The sequence below is a fragment of the Streptomyces sp. NPDC052721 genome, assembly GCF_040678315.1.
Classification (GTDB): domain Bacteria; phylum Actinomycetota; class Actinomycetes; order Streptomycetales; family Streptomycetaceae; genus Streptomyces.
The window spans coordinates 21389-45579 of record NZ_JBFATL010000061.1 but is presented as its reverse complement, the minus strand read 5'-3'; the positions used below and the strand labels follow the sequence as shown (position 1 = coordinate 45579).

Below are 24191 nucleotides of genomic sequence, written 5' to 3'. Positions count from 1 at the left end.
GCGCCGCCCGCGGACCGGCGGGCGGCGCCGGCAACAGGCCCCGCAGCGGGCACCCCTGGCCCTCGCTCTGGCATGGACCGGTCAAATCTGTCACGCTTTCGGCAGTCCGCGCCCCGACCCGCAGGGGCGCGCCGCACCTCCCGCACAGCGATCGCGCAAGCCCCACCCCGACCGCCCCGGCGCACCCCGGCCGGCCGGGCGGTCTTCGAGCAGGCCGGACCCCGGCCGCCGCAAAGGAGTAGCGTGTGAGACCGACCCCCCACAGGGCCCTCGGCGCAGGCGCGGTCACCGCCGCCGCGCTGGCCGCCCTCTGCCTCCCCGGCACCTCCTCCGCTGCCGCCCGGCCCGCCACGGCTCCCGTGGCCGCCGCCTGCACCCCGGCGCAGGCGGTCGCCAACGGCGGCTTCGAGAGCGGCACTTCACCGTGGACCCAGTCGGCGTCCACCGTGATCACCAGCCGCTCCGGGCAGACCGCCCACGGCGGCGGCTCCTACGCCTGGCTGGACGGCGTCGGCGGCACCCACACCGACACCCTCGGCCAGAGCGTGACCATCCCGTCCGGGTGCGGTGCCGCCACCCTCACCTTCTGGCTGCACATCGACACCGCCGAGACGACCTCGTCCACCGCCTACGACAAACTCACGGCCAAGCTCGGCAGCACCACGCTGGCCACCTACTCGAACCTGGACAAGAACACCGGCTACGTGAAGAAGTCGATCGACGTGTCCTCGTTCGCCGGCCAGAGCGTGAACCTGTCCTTCACCGGCACCGAGGACTCCAGCCTCCAGACGAGCTTCGTCCTGGACGACATCGCCCTGGACACCTCGGACGGCACCACACCACCGCCCGCCGACTCCACACGGACCCCGGCGGCCCCGTCGTACACCGTCAACCTGAGCGGCGACACCAGCGGCACCGTCTGGACCGGGCACGAGAGCGTGACCTTCACCAACGCCTCCGCCACCGCGCTCGGCGAGGTCTACCTGCGGCTGTGGGACAACTACCACGGCACCTGCGACGCGATGCCCATCAAGGTGAGCAACGTCACCGGCGGCACCGCGGGCACCCCCACCGTCGCCTGCACCGCCCTGAGGATCGACCTGCCGAGCCCGCTCGCCCAGGGCCAGAGCGCCACCATCGGCTTCGACCTGAACATCACCGTGCCCAGCGGCGCCGACCGCTTCGGCCACGACGGCGCGTTCAGCTTCGTCGGCAACGCCCTGCCCGTCCTCGCCGTCCGCGACAGCGCCGGCTGGCACCTGGACCCGTACACGAACAACGGCGAGTCCTTCTACTCCCTGGCCGCCGACTTCAAGGTCAGCCTGGACCACCCCAGCACCCTGCTGGTCCCCGCCACCGGCACCTCCACGGACACCCCCGGCTCCAGCGGCCGTACCGTCACCACCGCCACCGCCTCCAAGGTCCGTGACTTCGCCTGGGCCGCGGGCCCCTTCACCAAGATCTCCGGCACCTCGGCCGCCGGCGTCCCGGTGAACGTCTACTCCGTCTCGGGGATCAGCTCCACCAGCGCCCAGTCGATGCTCAGCACCGCCAGGAGCGCGGTCGACGCCCACGCCTCCCGGTTCGGCGCCTACCCGTACGGCGAGCTGGACGCCGTCATCGACAACAACTACTGGTTCGGCGGCATGGAGTACCCCGGCTTCGTCCTCGACGTGGTCAGCACCACCGCGCTCACCCACGAGATCGCCCACCAGTGGTGGTACGGCATCGCCGGCGACGACGAGTACACCAGCCCCTGGCTGGACGAGTCGTTCACCGACTACGCCACCGACCTCGCCCAGGGCAAGACCGGAACCAACTGCTGGAGCAGCGTCTCCTGGGCCTCCAGCGCCGAGAAGATCAGCAACTCGATGGCGTACTGGGACGCGCACTCCTCCCGGTACTCCACCGTCGTCTACGGCTACGGCAAATGCGCCCTGCACGACCTGCGGCGCGTCCTCGGGGACACCGCCATGGCCAAGCTGCTGAAGGACTACGCGACCGCGCACTGGTACGGCGTGTCCACCACGGCCGAGTTCAAGGCGGCGGCCCAGGCCGCCACGAGCACGGACCTGACCTCCTTCTGGACGCAGCACCGCATCGAGGGGTGACAGACACCCACACGGGTTGAAACCGGCCGCGTACGGCCTCGTTGGGCGCAACCCGGAGTGCACGAGGACCCGGCCCCGGGTCGGATGGATTCCGTGCGAATCCCCATATCCCGTCCCCGCGGCCGGTCCCGCCTGTGCCTCACCGGCACCCTGACCTGCCTGCTGCTGTTCCTGTCCAGCCCCCCGGCCGCGTCCGGCGCGACCGGGGGCGCACCCGTGCGCGGCACCGCCTACATGGGCATCGGCGTCCTCGCCCACGACGGCGACTCCGGCGACCCGCCCCCGGACCCCCGCGCCTCCCAGACCGAGGGCGTGGACGTCTCCAGCCATCAACGCGACGTCGACTGGCCGACGCTGTGGAACAGCGGCACCAAGTGGGCGTACACCAAGGCCACCGAGGGCACGTCCTACACCAACCCCTACTTCACCCAGCAGTACAACGGCTCGTTCGACGTCGGCATGGTCCGCGGCGCCTACCACTTCGCCACCCCGGACACGGCCGGCGGCGCCGCCCAGGCCGACTGGTTCGTGCAGCACGGCGGCGGCTGGTCGAACGACGCCCAGACCCTCCCCGGCGCCCTCGACATCGAGTGGAACCCGTACGGCGACGCCTGCTACGGCAAGTCCAAGAGCGGCATGGTCAGCTGGATCCGGGACTTCCTCGACCGCTACAAGTCCCGCACCGGGCGGGACGCGGTCATCTACACGGCCACCAACTGGTGGATCCAGTGCACCGGCGACTACGCCGGCTTCGGCCGGACCAACCCGCTGTGGATCGCGCGCTACGCCTCCACGGTCGGGCCGCTGCCGGCCGGCTGGACCACGTACACGATGTGGCAGTACACCTCCAGCGGCAAGACGGTCGGCGACCACGACCGCTTCAACGGCTCCCAGGACGGCCTGAAGGACTTCGCCACCGGCAGAGCACCGGACGCGGAGGTCCTGCAGATGCAGACAGCCGGCTCCGGGACGGCGTCACGATCCTGAGCACCGCGTGGCGGCCGGACCGCAGAGCACCGGGCACCGGGAACGGACCGGCACTGGTTAGGCTCGACGCGTGCCGCATGTCGAGATCCTCCAGCTGCTGGTGTCCCCGGTGCACCGCCTCTCCGGCCGGCCGGGCGACGGCCCGCCCGAGCTGCCGCCCGGCGAACTCGTGACGACGGCCGAGGTCCGCGCGGGCCTCGGCATCGTCGGGGACCGGTACTTCAACCACCCCGCCCACCGCAACGCGTCGATCACCCTCATGGCCGCCGAGCGGCTGCCGCAGCCGGGGCCGTACCCTGCCGACCTGCTGCGGACCCGGCGGAACGTCCTGCTGCGCGGGGTCGACATCGACGCCTTCATCGGCAGGACCGTCTTCCTCGACTCCGGTTCCGGCCCGGTCGAACTGGAGGTGCGCAGCGCCGCCCGGCCCTGCGCCTGGATGGACACCACCCTCGGCCCCGGCGCCCAGCGCGCCCTGCGCGGCGGCGGCGGAGTGCGCTGCCGACCGCTGACCGACGGCGTCCTCACCGTGGGCCCCGCCCTGTTCGGGGTGCGCGAACCGGGGGACACGGCGCCCGGCGCCTGAGACCCGACGACCGGGGACGGCGCCGGGGAGGGGCGGCGAGGCGGCGACCGGCCGGAACCGCGCTCACCCACCCGAGGTGGCCAGCTGACCGGCCAGCCGGTGGGCCTGGGCGAGCAGCGCGCCGTAGGTGGCGACCTCGTCGGGGTCGTCCGTCGTGGAGCGGGCCAGGTCCCGGCGCAGGTCGCCGAGCGTGCCGCGCAGCCGCGCCACCGCCTCGTGCAGCTCGTCCTCGCACTCGTCGCCGAACCGGCTGTGGCTGTAGAGCCGCAGCGCGCGGGCGGTCTCGCACAGGAACTCCGCGTACCGCTTGGCGAGCCCCGGGTGGGGCCGGGGCGCCGAGCGGTCCTCGTCGGCGGCCTCCAGTACCGTGCGGGTCACCCCCGCGGTGTGCACGGCGGCGTAGTCCAGCACCACGAGCGCGTCGTCGTACCCCTTGCCGGGCAGCGGCACGGCCGGCTTGCGGCGCCCGCGCAGGTTGACGCGCAGGCTCTCCCGGCTCCACTCGACCGCCGAGCGGGCCTGCTCGACCAGCCCGTGCAGCCGCAGCGCGCGTTCGTGCCAGGCGCCGGCCTCCTCCGCGTCCCAGCGGCTCCCGGCCAGTCCGTCGGCCACGCCCCGCAGGATGTCGTGGGCCTCCTCGGTCGCGTCCCGCAGCACGGCACGGGTGTCGCGCAGATACAGCGGCGGCCGGACCAGCGCGTTGACGGCGATACCGACCACCGCCCCGAACAGGGCCTCGGCGAGCCGGGCCGCGGAGGTGGCGACGGTGACCGACCCGTTGGTCAGGACGAACAGGGCGCCCGTGGCCGCGTAGATGCCCTGACTGCCCAGGCGCCGCCACTGGCCCAGCAGCATCACGAGGGGCAGCACCACCGCCATCGCGGCCACCGTGCTGTGCAGCAGCAGTCCGACCGCGGTCGCCGCGACGGTGCCGGCCGCGATCGCCGCGAGCTGCTGCAGGCCGTGCGCGATCGAGCGGTACACGGTCGACTCCACCAGGACGACCGCCACCCACGGCGCGACGAACGCCACCGGCGCCCGCAGCCACCAGCCCGCCACCGCCCACGCCACCCACGCGGCCAGCGCCGCCTTCACCGCCTGGACGGCCAGGTCCCGTTCCCGGCACGGTCCCGCCCAGGCCCGCCGCGCCGCGCCCACCGCGCCCGCCGCATCACGCCGTACGCCCTGCCAGATCACTCGTATCCCACGCACGGCGCCCCGGGTGCCACCGTTGGCACCGCCTCATGCCACCGAGGCCGTACGGAAGCGTCGCGGGGGTAGCGGGGCGGCCGACGCCGCCGGGTCGGACGGGGTGTGCGCGCGTGGGCGTCGCCCGGGTTCAGGCCGAGCGTCGCGGAGCAGCCGGCGGCGCCGCCGTCCAGGCGGTCTCGCGCAGCAGGCGCAGGCCGTTCAGGCCGACGAAGACCGTGGAACCCTCGTGACCGAGGACGCCCAGCGGCAGCGGCAGCGTGCCCGCGAGGTCCCAGACGACCAGGCCGGAGATGAACACCGCCGCGATGACGAGGTTCTGCACGACCAGACGGCGGGCGCGGCGGGAGAGGGCGACGACGGCCGGCACCGCGGCCAGTTCGTCGCGCACGATCACCGCGTCGGCGGTCTCCAGCGCCAGATCGGAACCGGCGCGGCCCATCGCGACCCCGGTGTGCGCGGCGGCCAGCGCGGGCGCGTCGTTGACGCCGTCCCCGACGACCAGCACCCGGCGGCCGGCGTCCTGCCGTTCGCGCACGGCGGCCACCTTGTCCTCGGGCAGCAACCCGGCCCGGACGTCATGGATGCCGACCTCGTCGGCGAGCAGGGCGGCGGCACGTGCGTTGTCCCCGGTCAGCAGCGTCGGGCGGGCACCGGTCAGCGCGGTGAGCGCGGCGACGGTGCCGGCGGCGTCCGGCCGGAGCCGGTCCGCGACCCCGAGCACTCCGGCCGGAACACCGTCCACCACGACCAGCACGGCGGTACGGCCACCGGCTTCGAGCCGTGTGACGAGGGCTGCGGCGGCGCGGTCGGGGGCCTGCCGGGTGGTGACCGGAGAAGCGGTGGAGCCCGGCGCGGCGGGGGCGGTGGCGGCGGGGGAGTCCTGCCGGTCCGCGGGCAACGGCTCGGCCGGTGTGCCGTCGTACGGCGTCTCGCTCAGCAGGCGGGCCGGCGCGCCCACCGTGACCGTGCGGTCCCCGACCGTGGCGGTGACGCCGATGCCCGGTGCGGAGCGGAAGCCGTGGGCGTCAGGGACGGCGAGGTCACGGGCGCGGGCGGCGTCCACCACGGCCCGGGCCAGCGGGTGTTCGCTCGGATGCTCGGCCGCCGCCGCGAGCGTGAGCAACTCCCGCTCGGTGAGACCGGCACCGGGCAGCGGTACGACGTCCGTCACCCGCGGGGTGCCCTCGGTCAGGGTGCCCGTCTTGTCCAGTGCCACCGCGTCCACCTGCCCGAGGCGTTCCATCACCACCGCCGACTTGACCAGCACCCCGTGCCGGCCCGCGTTGGCGATCGCCGACAGCAGCGGCGGCATGGTCGCGAGCACCACCGCGCACGGCGAGGCGACGATCATGAAGGTCATGGCCCGCAGCAGCGACCCGGTCAGCGCGGCGCCGAAAGCGAGCGGCACGGCGAACACGGCCAGCGTCGCGGCGACCATGCCGAGCGAGTAGCGCTGCTCGACCTTCTCGATGAAGCGCTGGGTCGGCGCCTTGGTCTCGGACGCCTCCTGCACCAGGCGCACGATCCGGGCGATCACCGAGTCGGCGGCGTCCCGGCCGACGCGCACGCGCAGCGCGCCGGTGCCGTTGAGGGTGCCGGCGAACACCTCGTCGCCGGGTTCCTTGGCGACGGGCAGCGGTTCACCGGTGATGGTGGCCTGGTCGACCTCGCTCGTCCCCGCCAGCACCCGGCCGTCGGCGCCGATCCGCTCCCCGGGCCGCACCAGGACGGTGTCGCCGACGGTGAGGTCCGCCGGCGCGACCGTCTCCTCGGTGCCGTCGGCGCGCAGCCGGGTCGCGGTGGCGGGGGCGAGGTCGAGCAGGCCGCGCACCGAGTCGGCGGTCCGGGCGGTGGCCAGCGCCTCCAGGGCCCCGGAGGTGGCGAAGATGACGATCAGCAGGGCGCCGTCCATCACCTGGCCGACGGCCGCCGCACCGAGCGCCGCCACGACCATCAGCAGGTCGACGTCCAGGGTCCTGTCGGCCAGCGCCCGCAGCCCCGCCCACGCGGGCTCCCAGCCGCCGGCCGCGTAGGCGAGCGCGTACGGCACGCCCCAGGCCCAGCCGGGCGCGCCGGTGAGCTGGAGGGGCAGGGCGAGCAGGAACAGCACCGCGGCCGCCGCCGCCCAGCGGGCCTCGGGCAGCGCGAGGACCCGGGTGCGGCGCCGGGGGGCTGCGGGCTCGGCGCGGGCGGCCCGGGCGGGAAGGGAGCGGCGGTCGGTGAGGACGGAGGGCATGGCGAAGGAACCCTTCGGCAGGGTGGACGATGTGGCAGCGATGCCCACCATACAGGTACATATGAAGAACCTTTCAAGTGTCATCTGTATGATGACTGCCATGGGCCATGGAGCGACTCCCGCGCGGACGGCGGTTCCCCGAACACGCCTGGACGCGGACAGCGCCACGCGCGTGGCGACCACGCTCCAGGCCCTCGCCACTCCGTCCCGGCTCCTGATCCTGTCCCGGCTGCGCGAGGGTCCGTGCGCGGCCACGGAACTCGCCGCCGAGGTCGGCATGGAACAGTCCGCGTGCTCGCACCAGTTGCGGCTGCTGCGCAACCTCGGCCTGGTCGTCGGCCGCCGCCAGGGCCGCTCGGTGATCTACGCCCTGTACGACGGCCATGTCGCCGAACTCCTCGACCAGGCCGTCTATCACATCGAGCACCTGCGGCTCGGCCTGAGCGACGGCGCGGACGCCGGCCTGCCGGAGGAGACGCCGACCGGAACCGCGCGTTAGGGGTTCGCCGGAAGAGGTCTTCGCGGGAGGGAGCCGGGCGATGGGCCGGGGGACACGGAACGCCGCAGTGGACGAGGAAGCGCTGCGCAGGGCGGAACAGGCCGCCGCCGCCCACGGGTGGGGCGAAACGGACGCACGCACAGCGCATCGGCAGCCGGATCACCGGCCTGGGCTGCGTGTCACTGATGCCCGCACTGCTCTGCCTGATCTTCGGTGCCGGCATCTTGACCGGCCCCTACGGCCCCGGGGCGAAAGCCGTCGCCGTCGGTCTCCTCGTCCTGATGGCCGCCCTCCCCGTGGCCGGTTTCCTCGCCGAGGGCCGGCTCACCCACCGGGACACCCGGCTCCGTGTGTTCGCCGGGGGCGTCGTGGTGACCGAGGGCGTGGCCCGCACCCACGCCCTCACCTGGCCCCGGCTGACCGTCACCGAACGCACCAAGACCACGTCCTACGGCCAGAACAGCCACGGCCCCACCGTCCACTGGCTGTATCCGGCCGACCCGGACGGCACCCCGCTGGCCCGGATCAGCACCCACAACCCCGCCGGCACGGCCATCGCCCGCGGGAAGGCCGAGCGGACCGGGACCTGATCGGCTGAACCGGTTCCGGGGCGGGCGTGCGGGCCTGCGCGGTGACGCGGGAGCCGTCCCCCGGCTGTCCGAACCTGGACGAGACGGCCCCCGACCGGCACTGATGAGCGCCGGCGACCCGGCCGCCCCGTCACCCCAGGCTCGGCGGCGTCCAGTCGGCGTGGCGCAGGATCGCCCGCATCGTCGCCCGGGAGGGGGCCAGGCGCAGCGCGGTGTCGCGCAGGGCGACGGCCAGCGGCTGGGACAGCTGCTGGCCCAGTCGGCCGGCCTGCCGGGCGGCGCGGGCGACCGCCTGGGCGCGGGGGCGGCGCTCGGCGTCGTACCGGGCCAGTGCCGCGCCGACCGACGCCTCCCCGGCCAGCGCGGCGGCCAGGGTGACCGCGTCCTCCAGGGCCTGGCAGGCGCCCTGGCCGAGATGCGGCGTCATGGCGTGCGCCGCGTCGCCCAGCAGCGCCACCCGTCCCGCCGCGAACGACGGCAGCGGCGTGGCCAGTTCATGGATGTCGTGGTGCAGCACGGCCTCGGGCCGGGTGGCGGCCAGCAGCGCGGGGACCGGGTCGTGCCAGTCGCGGAAGCGGTGGCGGAGCGTGCCCAGCGGGTCGGCGTGGCGGACCCCTGGCGGCGCGTTGAGCACCGCGTGCCACTCGGCGCGGCCGTCGGTGAACGCGATGTGCCCGAACTCGGCCCCCGCACCCCAGGTCAGCTCGAAGTCGGTGGCCACCTCCAGCGGTCCTTCGGTGACGGCCCGCAGTACCGTCGAGCCGGCGTACACCGGCCCGGAATGGTCCGGGAACAGCAGCCCGCGCAGCCGGCTGTGCACACCGTCCGCGGCGACGACCAGGTCCGCCTCCAGGACACCGTCCCCGGCGGGCACGCCCACCCGGCCGGGGGCCGAGAGGTCGAGCGTGTCCACGGTCGCGCCGACGAGCAGGCACTCCTCGGGCAGGGCCGCGCGCAGCAGGCGGTGCAGGACCGCGCGCGGGATGCCGACGATGGCGGAGCCCAGCTCGCGCTCCAGCAGGGTGCCGTCCATGCGTGACAGCCACCGGCCCGCCGGGGTGCGCGTACCCCCGGTGTACTGCGGGCGCGCCGCCGCCCGGACCGCCGCGCCGACCCCCACGGCGTCCAGCGCGCGCAGCCCGTTGGCGTGCAGCGAGATGCCCGCGCCCGCGTCGGCGAGGACGGCGGCCCGCTCCACCACCCGGACCTCCCAGCCGATCCGGCGCAGGCCCAGTGCCGCGGCCAGCCCGCCGATACCGCCCCCGACCACCACCGCCGTACCGCCCATGCCGGTCCCCTCCCCTGGGTTTCTACATCTGTAGAAGCACCCTAGCGCGCCGTTCTACAGCCGTAGAAGGCGGGTGTAGAAAGAGGGGGTGGCCACAGACCGACGGACTCTCCTCGCCGACACGGCGATCACCGTGCTCGCCGACACCGGCATGCGCGGGCTCACACACCGCGCCGTGGACCGCGCGGCCCAGCTGCCGCCCGGCACCACCTCCGCGTACTACCGCACCCGGCAGGCCCTCCTCACCGCACTGGTCCGGCGTCTGGTGGCGCTCGACCAGGCGGAGCTGGAGGAGAGGGGCGCCGCCACGCCCGTACCGCGGACCGCCGACGAACTGACGGCGGGCATCGCCGCGCTGGTCGCGGTACGGCTCACCGGGGAGGGCCGTCGGCGGTCCCTCGCCCGCTACGCCTGCGCCGTCGAGAGCGCGCACCACCCCGAACTGCGCGAGATCCTCGTGCCCCGCGAGAACCAGGGGCGGCGGATCGTGCGCGCATTCCTCGCCGCGCAGGGCGTCGCGGACCCGGAGGACCGCACGGTGACCCTGCTGACCTGCGTGGACGGCCTGGTCTTCGACCGCCTGGTGCACGGCGGGAGCGTCCAGGAGGAGGAGATCCGCGGCCTCGTCGCGGCCGCCCTGCGCTGAGCCGTACGACGACGGCTCCTCACGATGACGGGGGCGGCCCTCTTCAGCGCCACCGCCCGTGGGGTCCCGTCACGGTGGCACCGCGCGCAGCGCCCGCAGAACCGCCCAGACGACCGAGACCAGCGGGACCGCGACGACGGCGCCGATCACCCCGGCGACGATGCTGCCCGCGATGACCGACACGGCCACGACGAGCGGATGCAGCCGCACCGCCCAGCTCATCACCAGCGGATGCAGCACATGTCCCTCCAACTGGCCGATCACCACGATCAGCACCAGCACGCCGACCGCCGTCAGCGGACCCCGCCCGGCGAGCGCGACGACCGTGGCGACCCCCAGCGCCACCGGAGAGCCCACCAGCGGCACGAACGCGGCGAAGAACTCCAGCAGGGTCAGCGGCAGCGCGAGCGGTACCCGCAGCACCAGCAGGACCACTCCCACCAGGACGGCGTTGGTGGCGGCCACGATGATGATGCCGCGCGTGTATCCCGCGAAGGTCCGCCAGGCCGCCCGCCCCGCCCGGTCCCACACCGGGCGGGCACCGCTCGGCAGCAGCTGGTCCCGCGCCCAGCTCCACAGGTGCTCGCCCGAGTACAGGAAGAAGACCGAGGCGAACAGCGCCAGCGCGGCGCCCGCGATCAGCTCCACCACCCGGCCCAGCTCGCTGACCGCGCTGCTGAGCAGAGCCGCCCGGTGGGTGGAGACGTAGTGCGTCACCTGGCGCTGCAGCCCGGCGAGCGCGTCGGCGCTGAGCCGGAACGGCGGCCGTCGCAGCCACTCCTCGATGCGGTGGACACCGCCCCGGAACTCACCCGCCAGCCGGGCCGACTCGCCCGCCACCGCGCTGCCCACCAGCGCGAGCAGGCCCAGCAGCAGCACCAGACTGCCCACCAGCACGATCGCCACGCTCAGCGGCCTCGGCAGCAACCGGCTCAGCAGATCGGTCAGCGGGCGCAGTACGGACGTCACGACCAGCGCGAGGAACAGCGCGACGGCGATGAGCTGGAAGCTGCCGAGAACGCTGAAGACGCCGTAGACGACGACGCCGACGAGGATCAGCCGCCAGGCGTAGGCCGCGGCGATCCGCAGCCACGGCACCGTCCGCTCGGCCGGCGGCACCCGCGGCTCCGGGCGGGTGACGGACGGCAGCCGCACGGAGTACGCCGGCCGGCTGCCCGGCACCGCGCGCCCGGCCCGCCGCCCACCGCTCCGCCGGGCCACCCGCCGGCGCGCATCGCCCACCACCGTCCCACCTCCTCTCCGCCCTGAGAGGCACCTGACAGCCGGTCACCTCCACAGCACCGTAAGCACAGGACGCGGAAGGGGCGCGCCGAACGCACCCGGGGGCCTGTGGCGCGAAGGCCTGCCGTCCGAGAACGTTTGGAAAGGATCACGTCGGGACAGAGCGCGCCACAGGACCTTCACCACCGGCGAGGGGGGACGCACCAGGTCCCGGGCACCGCCGGGTGTCGCCGGCAGGAGGGGGTACCTCCAGCGATCACCGTCGCGCTTGTGCTGCTCCCCGTGCCCGGTCTGCCGCTGTACCGGCGGGACCAGGCCGAGGACCGGTGGCTGGAGCGGCCCCGGGCGGCCCGTCGTGCCCGGCACCGTCTGCCGACGCGGGCAGGTCGTCACTGAGCACCGCGGGCTCCTCGCACCGGCGGTAGCGGACGATCGCCTTCCCGAGTTCGATCCGTTCCGGCTCCGGAAGCGTGCCGCCCTGCGCGTACGCCAGGATGTGCTCGGCGACCGTGCGCAGCTTGACGTTCGTGCGCTGGGAGACGTCCCGCAGCACACGCCAGGCCTCCTCCGGTGCCGTCCGCCCGAGGACGACGACGGCACCGATCGCCTGGTCGATCACGGCATGCGAGGTCACGGCGCGCTGCAGTTGCCGGTTCTCTTCCTGCAATCGGTGGTACTCCGACGCGAGGTCGGTGGCTGAGAGCAGGACCAGGGGCTGGTGCCGGGAGAGGGCGAAGAAGGCCATGGAGCACCTTTTCGGATGGGGGGCGTCACTGCTACGCCTGCCCCCGGTGGGCGCTTGCACACGAATTCAACCAGCCTCGCGGACCCCGGTCACGCTGTGCGGCCCGCGCGGTGCGGCGCACCCCACCCCGAACACCCGTCTCCCGACGCCGTCCGGACGCCTGCGAGCCGGCTCCTCGTGGGCCGGGCTTCGTGTCAGCCCGGCATCTCACGGGCCGGGCTTCGTGTCCGCCCGGCTCCTCACAGGCCCGTGTTTGCCCGGCTCCTCACGGGCCCGACTCCGTGCCAGCCCGGTTTCTCGTGGGCCGGGCTTCGTGTCCGCCCGGTCCTCACGGGCCCGTGCCAGCCCGGCTCCTCACGGGCCCCACTCCGTGTCAGCCCCGCTCCCCGCCGCCCCGGCTCACGTCAGCCCGGCAACCCCGGCAACGGTGTCAGCCCCACCTCCCCGTGTCCTGGACCGCGCGCTCCACCGGCAGCAGTTCGCGGATGTCAGCCGGCAGCGCCCCGGCCATCCGCTCGGTCAGTTCCGGGGCGAGGGCGGCGTCCAGCACCTCCATGACGGCGGCGGCCTCCCGCAGCGCCGTCTCCTCGTCGGTGCCGGCCCGGACGGCGATGCGTCCGGCGAACGCCGTCAGCCCGAACCGCTCGGCCGCCGTACCGGAGTCCGGTCCGGCGGACGCGTCGGCCGCCTCCCGCATGGCCGCCGCCATGTCCGGCGGCAGCTGGGCGGCCACATGCCGGGCCAGCCCGGCCGGTAGCCGCTCCGCCAGCGTGCTCGCGACCGCGTGCGCCGCCCGCTCGGCCGTCCCCCGGTCCGGCAGCTGGGCCAGCGCCTGCACCTTTCCGATCATCTCGTCGTGCCGCATGAGACCGGTCCCTTCCGCACGAAGTGCCGACCACGCCCGTCCCCCCCGGGCGCAGCGGCACCGGGCGAGTACCCCGCAGCGGCGCCCGGTCACCGACCGACGTGCGCGGTGTGCACGGCGGACGCGGGGCCGGCGCCGACCGCCCCGACGGACGACGGACAGCCGGACGACGAACAGCCGTCACCGCCGCGGTCCGGCCTCAGCTCTCCGTCGTCTGCTGGGTCCACGTCCACGCGTACTGCAGCCAGTCCGCCACCGTCAGCGCGCCGAAGCCCCCGCACACCAGCCGGGTGAACCGGGGCGCCGCCGCGTAGGAGCACACCAGGGCCCCGGTGGTCCAGGCGGCGACGCAGAACGGGCAGGACACCAGGTCGCCGACCGCGCGCCGGAGCCCGTCGCCGCGGGGCTCGTCCATGACCTCGCTCGCCTCGCCCTCGTCCGCGCGACGGGTGAACGGCGCCCGCAGAAAGCTGGTGATCTTGTCCTTGGCCAGCACCCGCGACGTCTTGTACGCCGCCGCGCCCAGCAGCGCCACGTCCCAGGGCGGCACCTGCTGCGGCAGGCGGACGCCCCGGTGCCGGGCCAGCAGCGCGAAGGTGCCGGTGCTCGCCAGGAACACGCTGGCGAGGGCGGCATAGCCTCCCAGCGGGACCTCGCCCCGTTCGTCGTAGCGTGCGGCGTCCGTGGCCATGTGACCTCCCAGCCTCCCGGGGCGTCTGCGGTCCTGCTCAGGAAGCGCAACGAGTTCCCCCCTCCACGGTGGCGACACGTGACCTTCCGGTCCGCCCGGGGTATAGTATTCATCATCTGATGAATTACTGCTCTCGACGAGAAGGGCAGAACCACCATGGAAAAAACCACATGCTGTGTCGTCGGGGGCGGCCCCGCGGGCATGGTGCTCGCCCTGCTGCTGGCCCGGGCCGGGATCGCGGTGACCGTGCTGGAGAAGCACGCCGACTTCCTGCGCGACTTCCGCGGCGACACGGTCCACCCGTCGACCCTGGCGCTGCTGGACGACCTCGGTCTGGCCGGGGAGTTCGCCCGGCTGCCGCAGCGCCCCGTCCGCACCGTCCAGCTGCCGCTGGGCGCCGGCCGCTCGGCGGTCACCGTCGCGGACCTCTCCGCGCTGCCCGGTCCGCACAACTACGTCGCGATGGTGCCCCAGTGGGACCTGCTCGACCTCCTCGCCGACCAGGCCCGCCGCGAGCCGTCCTTCGAGCTGAGGATGAACACGGAGGCCACCGGCTTCATCGTCGGGTCCGGACGGGTCACCGGGGTTCGCTACCGCACCTCCGACGGTCGCACCGGCGAGCTGCGCGCCCTCCTCACCGTCGCCTGCGACGGCCGCGGCTCACTGGCCCGCTCCCTCCCCGAACTGGGCCTGCACCACTTCACCTGCCCGATGGACGCCTGGTGGTTCCGCCTGCCGCGGCGCGAAGGCGACCCGAGCGGGCTCGTCGGCGGCGCAGGTGAGGGCTTCCTCACCGCGATGATCGACCGCGGCGACTACTGGCAGTGCGCCGCGCTCATCCCCAAGGGCACCGACGCCGAGCGCCGCGCCGCCGGCCTGGACCGCTTCCTGGCCGCCTTCGCCGATGCCGTCCCCTGGATCGCCGACCGGACGCACACCCTGCGCTCCTGGGACGACGTCAAGCTCCTCGACGTCCACCTGGACCGGCTGCGCCGCTGGCACCGCCCCGGTCTGCTGTGCATCGGCGACGCCGCGCACGCCATGTCCCCGGTCTTCGGCATCGGGATCAACCTCGCCGTGCAGGACGCCGTGGCCACGGCCCGCCACCTGGTCGGGCCCCTGCGCCGCGGCACGGTGGGGCTGCGTGACGTACGCGGTGTGCAGCGCCGCCGCCGTCCCACCACGGTCGTCACCCAGGCGCTGCAGCGGGCGGCCCACGCCCGCGTCATCGCGCCGGTCCTGCGCGGCCGGCCGCCCCTGGGCGGCGCGGAGCGCGCCCAGCGCCTCGCGGACCTGCTCAGCGGCGCGCCGTGGCTGCGCCGCGTCCCCGCGTACTTCATCGCCTACGGCGCCCTGCGGGAACGCCCGCCCGAGGAGGCGGTGCGACCGCGGACGGCGGGCACACCGGCGGGCGGAAGCTCCCGGTGAGCGGGTGAGAGGCGGGCGGAGGGGCCCGGTGCGTGGGTCAGGTCACATATGACCTGGTACGCACCCCCTCCCGGCCGTGCCCGGCGCGGGGCTACCGTTGCGTGGAGCCCTGTACCCCTTCGCACCTCGGACGGCCCGGCTGTGCTCACTGATCTGTCTCCCCTGATAGCCGCGACGGCGCGCTGGCTGACGGTCGCCTACCCCCCGTGCGGCGGCGCGCTGGCCTCCGCGCTGTGCGAGGCACAGGCCCGGCAGGCGGTGACGGTCGCCGCCTGGCTGCGGTATCCCACGGCGATCGACGCCGGCCTGGTCACCATGGCGGGTCCCGGAGGCGCGGCCCGCCTCGACTGGATCGCCGGCGCCGAACGCGCCGGCGAGCACCCGGCCGAGGACTGGGCCTGGCGCACCTGGGTGGACGAGGTCGTGGCCAGCTGGGCCGCGGCCCTGCTCACCGACCCCGAGCTGGCCGATCTGGCCGTCGCCGCACTCGCCGGCAGCGAGCACGCCGCGACGCCGACCGAGTTCCGCCGGCTGCTCACCCCCGACGACGGCGACCGCCGCGCGGCGGCCCTGCTCCGTCACCCCGACCTGCTGTGGCCGGTGGCCGAGCTGCACCACGACCAGCTCGTGGACCGCCTCGCCCCGGGGGAGACCCTCGCGGCCTGAGACGGCGGGGCCCGCCGCGGCGCGCGTCCGTTCCGGCGGACTCACCGGCACAGCACAGGCCCCCGGTGTCGTACGCCCCCACAGGGGTCTGCTGACCTGATGCGGAAGCCGCCCGTCGCGGGAAAAGCCCGGCCATGACCTTCGAGAACCCCGTCCACCGCGGCGGCCCGCGCCGCGGCCGGTTCGAGCAGCTCGCCGGATACGCCTCGAACTTCACCAGCTCACCGCTGTTCTTCCGGTTGTGCCGAGACGCGCGCCGAGCACGCGATCCAGCGCAAGCTCGACGCGATCGCCGCCGCCCTGCTGGAGGCGCACCGGGACGACCGGAGCCAGGCCTTCGAGGATCTGCGCGATGCGATCCGGATGGAGGAAGAGACCTGACCGCGGCCGGCGAAACGCCGCAGCGGTCCTTCCCGGCACCCGGGCGAGCGACGACCATGCCATGTCATGGACATTCTGCTCGTCGCCAGCGCGTTCAACAGCCTCTCCCAGCGCCTGTACGCCGAACTGTCGGACCTCGGGCACCAGCTGGACGTCGTGCTCGCCGCGCACGGCCCCGACCCCGTCCGGGCCGCCGTGCGCGAGCTGCGCCCCGACCTGATCATCGCGCCGATGCTCAGGACGGCCCTGCCCGAGGACGTGTGGCGGGAGCACACCTGCCTGATCGTGCACCCCGGCCCGCCGGGCGACCGGGGTCCGTCCTCGCTTGACTGGGCCCTCGCCGGCGGGGCCGGGCAGTGGGGCGTGACCGTGCTCCAGGCCGAGGCGGCGATGGACGCGGGCCCGGTCTGGGCGGCCGAGCCGTTCCCCGTGCCGCCCGTCGGCAAGAGCGACCTGTACCGCAACGAGGCCTCCGACGCCGCCGTCACCGCCGTCCTGACGGCCGTACGGCGCTACGCAGACGGCGCGTACAAGCCCCTCCCGCAGACCGACGAGTCGGTCACGGTCGTCTGGCGCGACGCCTTCCGGCAGGAGCGGCGGCGGATCGACTGGGAGCACGACGACACCGGGACGGTCCTGCGCAAGCTCCGCGGCGCCGACTCCCAGCCGGGCGCCCTGGACGAACTCCTCGGCCACGAGGTGTTCCTGCACGGCGGGCACCCGGAGGACGAGCTGCGCGGCCGTCCCGGCACCCTGCTGGCCCAGCGCGCGGGCGCCGTCTGCCGGGCCACCCGGGACGGCGCGGTCTGGATCCCGGAACTGCGCCCCCGCAAGAACTCCGGCGACCCGGCGCCGTTCCGGCGCCCGGCCGCCTCGGTCCTCGCCGCGTACCGGCCCGGCCTCGCCCTCCCGGAGGTCCCCGCCCCGCTGGACCTCCCGCCCGGCCGGCGCACCTGGACCGACATCCGCTACCGGCAGCACGGCGACACCGGCTTCCTCGCCTTCTCCTTCCCGGGCGGCGCGATGAGCACCGACCAGTGCCGCAGACTGCTCGCCGCCTACACCGAGGCGCTCACCCGCCCCACCCGCGTCCTCGTCCTCGGCGGCACCCGCGACTTCTTCTCCAACGGCATCCACCTGAACGTCATCGAGGCGGCCCCCGACCCGGCCCAGGAGTCCTGGACCAACCTCACCGCCATGGACGACCTCGTGGAGGCCGTACTGCGCACCACCGACCGCCTGGTGGTCGCCGCGCTCGCCGGCAACGCGGCGGCCGGCGGCGCCATGCTCGCCCTCGCCGCCGACCAGGTGTGGTGCCGCACCGGCGTCGTCCTCAACCCGCACTACCGGCGCATGGGCCTGTACGGCTCCGAGTTCTGGACGTACACCCTGCCGCGCCGCGTCGGTCCCGAGCAGGCCGAACGGCTGACGACGCAGGCCCTGCCGGTCAGCGCCGCGACCGCCGCACGGCTCGGCCTCGTGGACCGGCTGGTCCCGGCCACGCCGCGGGACTTCGCGGCCGAGGTCGAGCGGCTGGCGACCGGGCTCGCCGCCACCCCCGACCTGGACCGGCGGATCGCCGCCAAGGCGGCGGCCCGCGCCGCCGACGAGCGGGAACGGCCCCTCGCCCGGTACCGGGAGGCGGAACTGGCCCGCATGCACGCCCTCTTCTTCGACCCCGAGGCGCCCTACCACGCCCTGCGCTCGGCCTTCGTCCGCAAGACACCGGGCGGCTCGGCCCGGCCCCTCGCCCCGGCCGCCGGACACACCCGGTGACGCCACGACTGCTGGTGGCCGGCGTCGGCAACATCTTCCTCGCCGACGACGCCTTCGGCCCCGAGGTGATCCGCGCCCTGGAACAGCGCCCGCTGCCACCCGGGGCACGGGTCCACGACTACGGCATCCGCGGCCTGGACCTCGCCTACGACCTGCTGTCCGGCTGTGCCACGGCCGTCCTCGTCGACGCGGCCCCGCGCGGGCACCGCCCCGGCACCCTCTCCCTGATCGAGGCCGAGCCCCCCGACGGGACCGTCCCGCCCGAGGCCCACGGCATGGACCCGGCGAAGGTGCTGGCCCTGGCCACCCACCTGGGCGACGAGCCTCTGCCCAGGGTCCTCGTCCTCGCCTGCGAACCCGGCGTCCTGCCCCGCGACGACGACCTCCTCCCGGGCCTCAGCGCACCGGTGCGGGAGGCGGTCGACCGGGCCGTCGACGCGCTGCACGCGCTCGTCCCCGCCCTCCTCGCCGACCCGGCCGGGCCCCTGCCCCCGTTGGGCTGCCCGATGGAATCCGGGACCCCGCACCCGGCTGCGCTGCCCGGCACGGCGCCCGGCGCAGCCGAAGATCGGTGAGACCCCCGGGCCGCAGGACGCGGCCCGGGCATCACCGCACCCGAGGAGCAGCGCCCATGTGCCGGTCCGACGTCAAACAGGCCGTGCTGGCGAAGAACGACGGCCTGGCCGCGAGCCTGCGCGACGACCTCGCCCGGCAGGGCGTCACCCTGGTCAACCTGCTGTCCAGCCCGGGCAGCGGCAAGACCGAACTCCTCGCCCGGGTGCTGGCCCGCGCCGGGGAGCGGGGCGTCCCGGTCGCCGCGCTCACCGCGGATCTCGCGACCGAGAACGACGCCGTCCGGCTGGCCCGGTCCGGCGCGCCCGTCCAGCAGCTGCTCACCGACGGGCTGTGCCACCTGGAGGCCCGGCAGGTCAGCGCCCGGCTGACCGGCTGGCTGCCGCCGGACACCTCGGTGCTCTTCGTGGAGAACGTCGGCAACCTGGTCTGCCCGGCCGCCTACGACCTGGGGGAGACCCTGCGGATCGTGCTGATGGCGGTCACCGAGGGCGAGGACAAGCCGCTGAAGTACCCGACCGCGTTCGGCTCCGCGCACCTCGTCGTGATCACCAAGACCGACCTGGCCGGACCAGCCGGCTTCGACGAGAGCCTCTTCCACGAGAACGTGCACCAGGTCAACCCGGGCGTGGAGATCATCCGGACCTGCGCCCGCACCGGCACCGGCGTCGGCACCCTGCTCGACCGCGCCCTCGCCGCCCGCGACGGCGCCCCGCCGCACCGCCCGCCGCTCGCCCCGCACCCGCACCACCACCCCGCCTCCGCCCCCGTCTCGTGACCGCGCCCGTCACCGGCCCGGTCCGCCGCCGGATCACCGTGCGCGGCACGGTCCAGGGCGTCGGCTTCCGGCCGTACGTGCACCGGCTGGCCGCCGGGCTCGCGCTGACCGGGTTCGTGAGCAACACCGCGGACGGCGTGCTCATCGAGGTCGAGGGCCCGCCGGACGACGTGAACCGGTTCGCCGGCCGGCTGACCGAGCACCCGCCCCCGCTCGCGACCGTCACCGGCGTCGGCTGCGAGGACGTCCCCGCCACCGGCGCCACCGGCCCCTTCACCATCCGCCCCACGGAACACTCCCCGGGCCGCACCCAGCTCCCGCCCGACACCGCGACCTGCGCCGACTGCCTGCGCGAACTCGCCGACCCAGGCGACCGCCGGCACCGCCACCCCTTCGTCACCTGCACCCACTGCGGCCCCCGCTTCACCGTCGCCACCGGCATGCCCTACGACCGGCCGGCCACCACCATGGCCGGCTTCCCGCTGTGCCCCGCCTGCGCCCGCGAGTACGGCGACCCGGCCGACCGGCGTTTCCACGCCCAGCCCGTCGCCTGCCCCGACTGCGGCCCGCGCCTCGCCCTCGTCCCGGCCGCGGGCCTAGGCGTCCGCCCGGCCCGGGACGCGGAAGCCCTCACGACGGCACGGGCACTGCTCGCCGCCGGGCGGATCGTCGCCGTCAAGGGCGTCGGCGGCTACCACCTGGCCTGCGACGCGACCGACGCCCGGGCCGTCGCCACCCTGCGCCGCCGCAAGGAGCGGGGCGGCAAGGCCTTCGCCGTGATGTGCGCCGACCTGGAGACGGCGGAACGCGTCGCGGTGCTCTCCGCCGCCGAACGGGCCGCGCTCACCAGCGCCCGCCGCCCCATCGTCCTGCTGCGCCGCCGCACACCCCCGGACGGCCTCCGTCTCGCCGACCAGGTCTGCCCGGGCAGCCCGCACGTCGGTCTGCTGCTGCCCTACACCCCCGTGCACACCCTGCTCCTCGGCCTGCCCGGCGACCCGTCCGGGCCCCGGATCCTGGTCATGACCAGCGGCAACCGCTCCGGCGAACCCATCGTCACCGACGACGCCGAGGCGCTGACCCGGCTGGCCGGACTCGCCGACGCCTGGCTCACCCACGACCGGCCCATCGCCTCCCCCTGCGACGACTCCCTCCTGCGGGTCCGCCCCGACGGCACCGCACAGGTCCTGCGACGCTCCCGCGGCTACGTCCCCCGCCCCCTGCGCCTCCCCCTCCCGGTCCGCCCCACGCTCGCCACCGGCGGCGACCTCAAGAACGCCCTCTGCCTGGGCGAGGGCGACCAGGCCTGGTTCGGGCCGCACATCGGCGACCTCGGCGGCCTGGCCGGCCTCGCCGCCGCCGAACGCGCCGAACGGCACCTCACCCGCCTCACCGGAGTCACCCCCCGCCTGGTGGCCGCCGACCGCCACCCCGGCTACCACTCGACCCGCCGGGCCGCGCGCCTCGGCCTGGGCGAACCGGTGCTGGTCCAGCACCACCACGCCCACATCGCCTCGGCGATGGCCGAACACGGCCTGGACGGCCGCACACCCGTGATCGGCGTCGCCTTCGACGGCACCGGATACGGCGACGACGGCACGGTGTGGGGCGGCGAGATCCTGCTCGCCGACTACACCGGCTACCGGCGCCTCGCCCGTCTGACCCCCGCCCCGCTGCCCGGCGGCGACACCGGCGTCGCCAACCCCTGCCGGCTCGCCCTGGCCCGGCTGTGGACGGCGGGACTGCCGTGGGAACCCGCACTGCCGAGCGTCGAGGCCTGCACCGAGACCGAACTCACCGTCCTGCGGCAGCAGTTGACGCGCGGACTGGCCTGTGTGCCGACCTCCGGCATGGGCCGGCTCTTCGACGCCGTGTCGTCCCTCGTGGGGCTGTGCCACCGCGCCGGCTACGAGGCGCAGGCGGCGCTGGAGCTGGAGGCGGCGGCGCTGCAGGCCTGGGACGCGGACACGGGCGCTTACCCGCTCGGGGTCACCGAGTGGCGTCAGCCGGCCGGCCGGCAGCTCCCGGCCGGCTGGGAAATGAACCCGGCCCCCGCCCTCCGCGCCCTGCTGCACGACCGGGCCCGCCGCACCCCCGTACCCGTCCTGGCCGCCCGGTTCCACCGGGGCGTCGCCCGGGCGGTGGCGCAGCTCTGCCGCCGGACCCGGGCGGAGACCGGCCTCACCACCGTCGTCCTCACCGGCGGTGTCTTCGCCAACGCCCTGCTGGAGGAGGAGACCACCGCGCTGCTCACCACGGCCGGCCTCACCGTCCTCCGGCACGGCGAAGTCCCCCCGAACGACGGCGGTCTGGCACTCGGCCAGCTGATGGTCGCGGGAACAGCAGCCCACCACGAGACGGAGTGACCCATGTGTCTGGCAGTGCCCGGCAAGGTCGTGTCCATCGACCACCGTGCCGACCCGCTCACCGGCCTGATCGACTTCGGCGGCGTACGCAAACAGGCCTGTCTGGAGTACCTGCCCGACATCCAGGTGGGGGAGTACGTCATCGTCCACGTCGGCTTCGCGCTCCAGCGCCTGGACGAGGAATCGGCCCGCGCGTCCCTGGAGCTGTTCGGACAACTGGGGCTGCTGGAGGAGGAGTTCGGTGACGCCTGGGAGCAGGCGGCACGGCAGGAGAGCGGGACGGAGGCCCGGTGAAGTACATCGACGAGTTCAACGACCCGGAACTGGCGCGCCGGCTGCTGGACGAGATCCACGCCACGGTCACCCGGCCCTGGGCCCTGATGGAGGTCTGCGGGGGCCAGACCCACTCCATCATCCGCCACGGCATCGACCAACTCCTCCCACAGGAGGTGGAGTTGATCCACGGCCCCGGCTGCCCGGTGTGCGTGACCCCACTCGACGTCATCGACAAGGCCCTGGAGATCGCCGCGCGCCCCGACGTCGTCTTCTGTTCCTTCGGGGACATGCTGCGCGTGCCCGGCACCGGCCGGGACCTGTTCCGGGTCAAGGGCGAGGGAGGTGACGTACGGGTCGTCTACTCGCCGCTGGACGCCGTGGACCTGGCCCGCAGACACCCCGACCGGCAGGTCGTGTTCTTCGCCATCGGCTTCGAGACGACCGCCCCCGCCAACGCCATGGCCGTCCACCAGGCCCGCCGCCTGGGCCTGGCCAACTTCAGCCTGCTGGTGTCCCACGTCCGGGTCCCCCCGGCGATCGAGGCCATCATGGCGGCCCCCACCTGCCGGGTGCGCGGCTTCCTCGCCGCCGGGCACGTGTGCAGCGTGATGGGCACCGCCGAGTACCCGGACCTCGCCGAACGGCACGGCGTCCCGATCGTCGTCACCGGCTTCGAGCCGCTGGACATCCTCGAAGGCATCCGGCGGGCCGTCCACCAGCTGGAGCGCGGCGAGCACCGGGTGGAGAACGCCTACCCCCGTGCCGTGCGCGACCAGGGCAACCCGGCGGCCGTCCGCATGATCGAGGAGGTCTTCGAGGTCACCGACCGCAACTGGCGGGGCATCGGCCGCATCCCGGACAGCGGCTGGCGGCTGTCCGACGCCTTCCGCGCGTACGACGCCGAACACCGCTTCGACGTCACCGGCATTCGCACCGAGGAACCCGCCGTGTGCCGCGCCGGCGACGTCCTGCAGGGGCTGATCAAACCCACCGAGTGCGCGGCGTTCGGCACGACCTGCACCCCGCGCACCCCGCTCGGCGCCACCATGGTCTCCAGCGAGGGCGCCTGCGCCGCCTACTACCTGTACCGCAGGATGACCGACAGCCCGGCACCCCAGGGATCCCGTATCCCGCGCGAGGAGATGAACCCCGTTGGCTGACCTCGCCACCACGGACACCGCTCCCGTCGACCCCGCGAACTGGACCTGCCCCGCACCCCTGCGCGACCAGCCGGTCGTCGTCATGGGCCACGGCGGAGGCGGCGCCCTGTCGGCGGAACTGATCGAGCAGGTCTTCGCCCCCGCCTACGGCAACCCCACACTCGCGGCGCTCACCGACTCGGCCGTCCTCGGCCTCGGCGGCGCCCGGCTGGCCTTCTCCACCGACTCCTACGTCGTACGCCCGCTGTTCTTCCCGGGCGGCAGCGTCGGCGACCTCGCCGTCAACGGCACGGTCAACGACCTGGCGATGAGCGGGGCCCGGCCCGCCCACCTCTCCGCGGCCTTCATCCTGGAGGAGGGCGTGGAACTGGCCGTGGTCGAGCGCGTCGCCCGCGCCATGGGTGACGCGGCCCGGGCCGCCGGCGTCACCATCGCCACCGGGGACACCAAGGTGGTCGAGTCGGGGCACGGCGACGGCGTGTACGTCACCACCGCCGGCGTCGGCCTGGTCCCCGAGGGAGTGGACATCCGCCCGCAGCGCGCCCGGCCCGGCGACGCCGTCCTCGTCAGCGGTCCGATCGGCCTGCACGGGGTGGCCGTCCTGAGCGTGCGCGAGGGCCTGGAGTTCGGCGTGGAGATCACCTCCGACACCGCGCCGCTCGCGGACCTGGTGGCCGCCATGCTGGCGGTCACCCCGGACATCCACGTGCTGCGCGACCCCACCCGGGGCGGCCTCGGCGCGTCCCTCAACGAGATCGCCCGCGCCTCCGGCACCGGTGTACGGCTGCGGGAGCGGGCCGTCCCGGTCCCGGACGAGGTCGCGAACGCCTGCGGCTTCCTCGGCCTCGACCCGCTGTACGTCGCCAACGAGGGCCGGCTCGTCGCCTTCGTCCCCGCGGAGCACGCCGAGGCCGTCCTGGCGGCCATGCGCTGCCACCCGCAGGGCACGGGCGCCGCCCTCGTCGGCGAGTGCGTCGCGGACCACCCGGGCATGGTGGTCGTCGCCACCGGCCTCGGCGGCACCCGGGTGCTGGACCTGCCGCTGGGCGAGCAGTTGCCCCGGATCTGCTGAGACCGCCCCCGGCCCCG

Annotated in this window: 23 protein-coding genes; 15 read left to right on the top strand and 8 right to left on the bottom strand. The window is 74.8% G+C overall.

What is annotated here, in order from left to right; all coding sequences use genetic code 11:
- The first annotated feature begins 245 nt into the window (after positions 1-245).
- The 3 genes from AB0L21_RS36625 (at position 246) to AB0L21_RS36615 (ending at position 3684) form a co-directional block, all read left to right on the top strand.
- A complete protein-coding gene (locus tag AB0L21_RS36625) occupies positions 246-2111 on the top strand; it encodes a M1 family aminopeptidase (RefSeq protein ID WP_365788437.1) in 1866 nt (621 codons plus the stop codon).
- Positions 2112-2195: 84 nt separating this feature from the next.
- Complete coding sequence (locus tag AB0L21_RS36620) at positions 2196-3098, top strand: lysozyme (protein ID WP_365788436.1); 903 nt, start codon at positions 2196-2198, stop codon at positions 3096-3098.
- Between the two features lie 70 nt (positions 3099-3168).
- The gene (locus tag AB0L21_RS36615) at positions 3169-3684 is read left to right on the top strand and encodes a molybdenum cofactor biosysynthesis protein (protein ID WP_365706597.1); all 516 of its coding nucleotides are present in this window, start codon (positions 3169-3171) and stop codon (positions 3682-3684) included.
- Positions 3685-3747: 63 nt separating this feature from the next.
- On the opposite strand, the gene AB0L21_RS36610 is transcribed toward AB0L21_RS36615, so the two are convergent.
- On the bottom strand, positions 3748-4887 hold the full coding sequence (locus AB0L21_RS36610) for an aromatic acid exporter family protein (protein WP_365788440.1): 1140 nt from the start codon (positions 4885-4887) through the stop codon (positions 3748-3750).
- A gap of 136 nt (positions 4888-5023) precedes the next feature.
- Positions 5024-7132, bottom strand: coding sequence for a heavy metal translocating P-type ATPase (locus AB0L21_RS36605; RefSeq protein WP_365788439.1), 2109 nt, complete (start codon positions 7130-7132; stop codon positions 5024-5026).
- Between the two features lie 100 nt (positions 7133-7232).
- Here AB0L21_RS36605 and AB0L21_RS36600 point away from each other — a divergent pair, with 100 nt between their 5' ends.
- Together AB0L21_RS36600 and AB0L21_RS36595 are read left to right on the top strand one after the other, a co-directional pair.
- Complete coding sequence (locus tag AB0L21_RS36600) at positions 7233-7631, top strand: metalloregulator ArsR/SmtB family transcription factor (RefSeq protein WP_365706595.1); 399 nt, start codon at positions 7233-7235, stop codon at positions 7629-7631.
- Positions 7632-7816: 185 nt separating this feature from the next.
- Positions 7817-8221, top strand: a complete 405-nt coding sequence (locus tag AB0L21_RS36595; protein ID WP_365788435.1) for a hypothetical protein — start codon at positions 7817-7819, stop codon at positions 8219-8221.
- 130 nt (positions 8222-8351) lie between these two features.
- On the opposite strand, the gene AB0L21_RS36590 is transcribed toward AB0L21_RS36595, so the two are convergent.
- Complete coding sequence (locus AB0L21_RS36590; RefSeq protein ID WP_365788434.1) at positions 8352-9509, bottom strand: FAD-dependent monooxygenase; 1158 nt, start codon at positions 9507-9509, stop codon at positions 8352-8354.
- An 88-nt stretch (positions 9510-9597) separates the two neighbouring features.
- On the opposite strand from AB0L21_RS36590, the gene AB0L21_RS36585 reads away from it, so the two are divergent.
- Positions 9598-10155, top strand: coding sequence for a TetR family transcriptional regulator C-terminal domain-containing protein (locus AB0L21_RS36585; protein WP_365706589.1), 558 nt, complete (start codon positions 9598-9600; stop codon positions 10153-10155).
- A gap of 69 nt (positions 10156-10224) precedes the next feature.
- Here AB0L21_RS36585 and AB0L21_RS36580 read toward each other — a convergent pair whose 3' ends face one another.
- The 4 genes from AB0L21_RS36580 to AB0L21_RS36565 all read right to left on the bottom strand — a co-directional run bounded on the left by AB0L21_RS36580 (position 10225) and on the right by AB0L21_RS36565 (position 13698).
- The gene (locus AB0L21_RS36580; RefSeq protein ID WP_365788433.1) at positions 10225-11400 is read right to left on the bottom strand and encodes an AI-2E family transporter; all 1176 of its coding nucleotides are present in this window, start codon (positions 11398-11400) and stop codon (positions 10225-10227) included.
- Between the two features lie 253 nt (positions 11401-11653).
- Positions 11654-12142, bottom strand: coding sequence for an ANTAR domain-containing protein (locus AB0L21_RS36575; RefSeq protein ID WP_365788432.1), 489 nt, complete (start codon positions 12140-12142; stop codon positions 11654-11656).
- Between the two features lie 430 nt (positions 12143-12572).
- Positions 12573-13007, bottom strand: a complete 435-nt coding sequence (locus tag AB0L21_RS36570) for a DUF2267 domain-containing protein (RefSeq protein ID WP_365706583.1) — start codon at positions 13005-13007, stop codon at positions 12573-12575.
- Between the two features lie 199 nt (positions 13008-13206).
- A complete protein-coding gene (locus AB0L21_RS36565) occupies positions 13207-13698 on the bottom strand; it encodes a DUF1360 domain-containing protein (RefSeq protein WP_365788431.1) in 492 nt (163 codons plus the stop codon).
- Between the two features lie 156 nt (positions 13699-13854).
- On the opposite strand from AB0L21_RS36565, the gene AB0L21_RS36560 reads away from it, so the two are divergent.
- A complete protein-coding gene (locus tag AB0L21_RS36560) occupies positions 13855-15126 on the top strand; it encodes an FAD-dependent oxidoreductase (protein ID WP_365788430.1) in 1272 nt (423 codons plus the stop codon).
- A 141-nt stretch (positions 15127-15267) separates the two neighbouring features.
- On the top strand, positions 15268-15792 hold the full coding sequence (locus AB0L21_RS36555) for a hypothetical protein (RefSeq protein WP_030641793.1): 525 nt from the start codon (positions 15268-15270) through the stop codon (positions 15790-15792).
- A 213-nt stretch (positions 15793-16005) separates the two neighbouring features.
- On the opposite strand, the gene AB0L21_RS36550 is transcribed toward AB0L21_RS36555, so the two are convergent.
- On the bottom strand, positions 16006-16236 hold the full coding sequence (locus AB0L21_RS36550) for a hypothetical protein (RefSeq protein ID WP_365788429.1): 231 nt from the start codon (positions 16234-16236) through the stop codon (positions 16006-16008).
- A 3-nt stretch (positions 16237-16239) separates the two neighbouring features.
- Here AB0L21_RS36550 and AB0L21_RS36545 point away from each other — a divergent pair, with 3 nt between their 5' ends.
- Genes AB0L21_RS36545 through hypE form a run of 7 tightly spaced genes read left to right on the top strand, consistent with a single transcriptional unit; the run spans position 16240 to position 24174 of the window.
- On the top strand, positions 16240-17949 hold the full coding sequence (locus AB0L21_RS36545; protein ID WP_365788428.1) for an enoyl-CoA hydratase-related protein: 1710 nt from the start codon (positions 16240-16242) through the stop codon (positions 17947-17949).
- Positions 17946-18524 (top strand): hydrogenase maturation protease, encoded by a 579-nt coding sequence (locus tag AB0L21_RS36540; protein ID WP_365706573.1) that lies wholly within the window; start codon positions 17946-17948, stop codon positions 18522-18524. The genes AB0L21_RS36545 and AB0L21_RS36540 overlap by 4 nt, the downstream gene beginning before the upstream one ends.
- 56 nt (positions 18525-18580) lie before the next feature.
- A complete protein-coding gene (gene hypB, locus AB0L21_RS36535) occupies positions 18581-19300 on the top strand; it encodes a hydrogenase nickel incorporation protein HypB (protein WP_365706571.1) in 720 nt (239 codons plus the stop codon).
- Entirely contained in the window at positions 19297-21666 is a 2370-nt protein-coding gene (gene hypF, locus AB0L21_RS36530) for a carbamoyltransferase HypF (protein WP_365788427.1), read from the top strand. The genes hypB and hypF overlap by 4 nt, the downstream gene beginning before the upstream one ends.
- 3 nt (positions 21667-21669) lie before the next feature.
- On the top strand, positions 21670-21960 hold the full coding sequence (locus AB0L21_RS36525) for a HypC/HybG/HupF family hydrogenase formation chaperone (RefSeq protein WP_365788426.1): 291 nt from the start codon (positions 21670-21672) through the stop codon (positions 21958-21960).
- The gene (gene hypD, locus AB0L21_RS36520) at positions 21957-23102 is read left to right on the top strand and encodes a hydrogenase formation protein HypD (RefSeq protein WP_365788425.1); all 1146 of its coding nucleotides are present in this window, start codon (positions 21957-21959) and stop codon (positions 23100-23102) included. The genes AB0L21_RS36525 and hypD overlap by 4 nt, the downstream gene beginning before the upstream one ends.
- A complete protein-coding gene (hypE, locus tag AB0L21_RS36515) occupies positions 23095-24174 on the top strand; it encodes a hydrogenase expression/formation protein HypE (RefSeq protein WP_365706565.1) in 1080 nt (359 codons plus the stop codon). The genes hypD and hypE overlap by 8 nt, the downstream gene beginning before the upstream one ends.
- Positions 24175-24191: the final 17 nt, after the last annotated feature.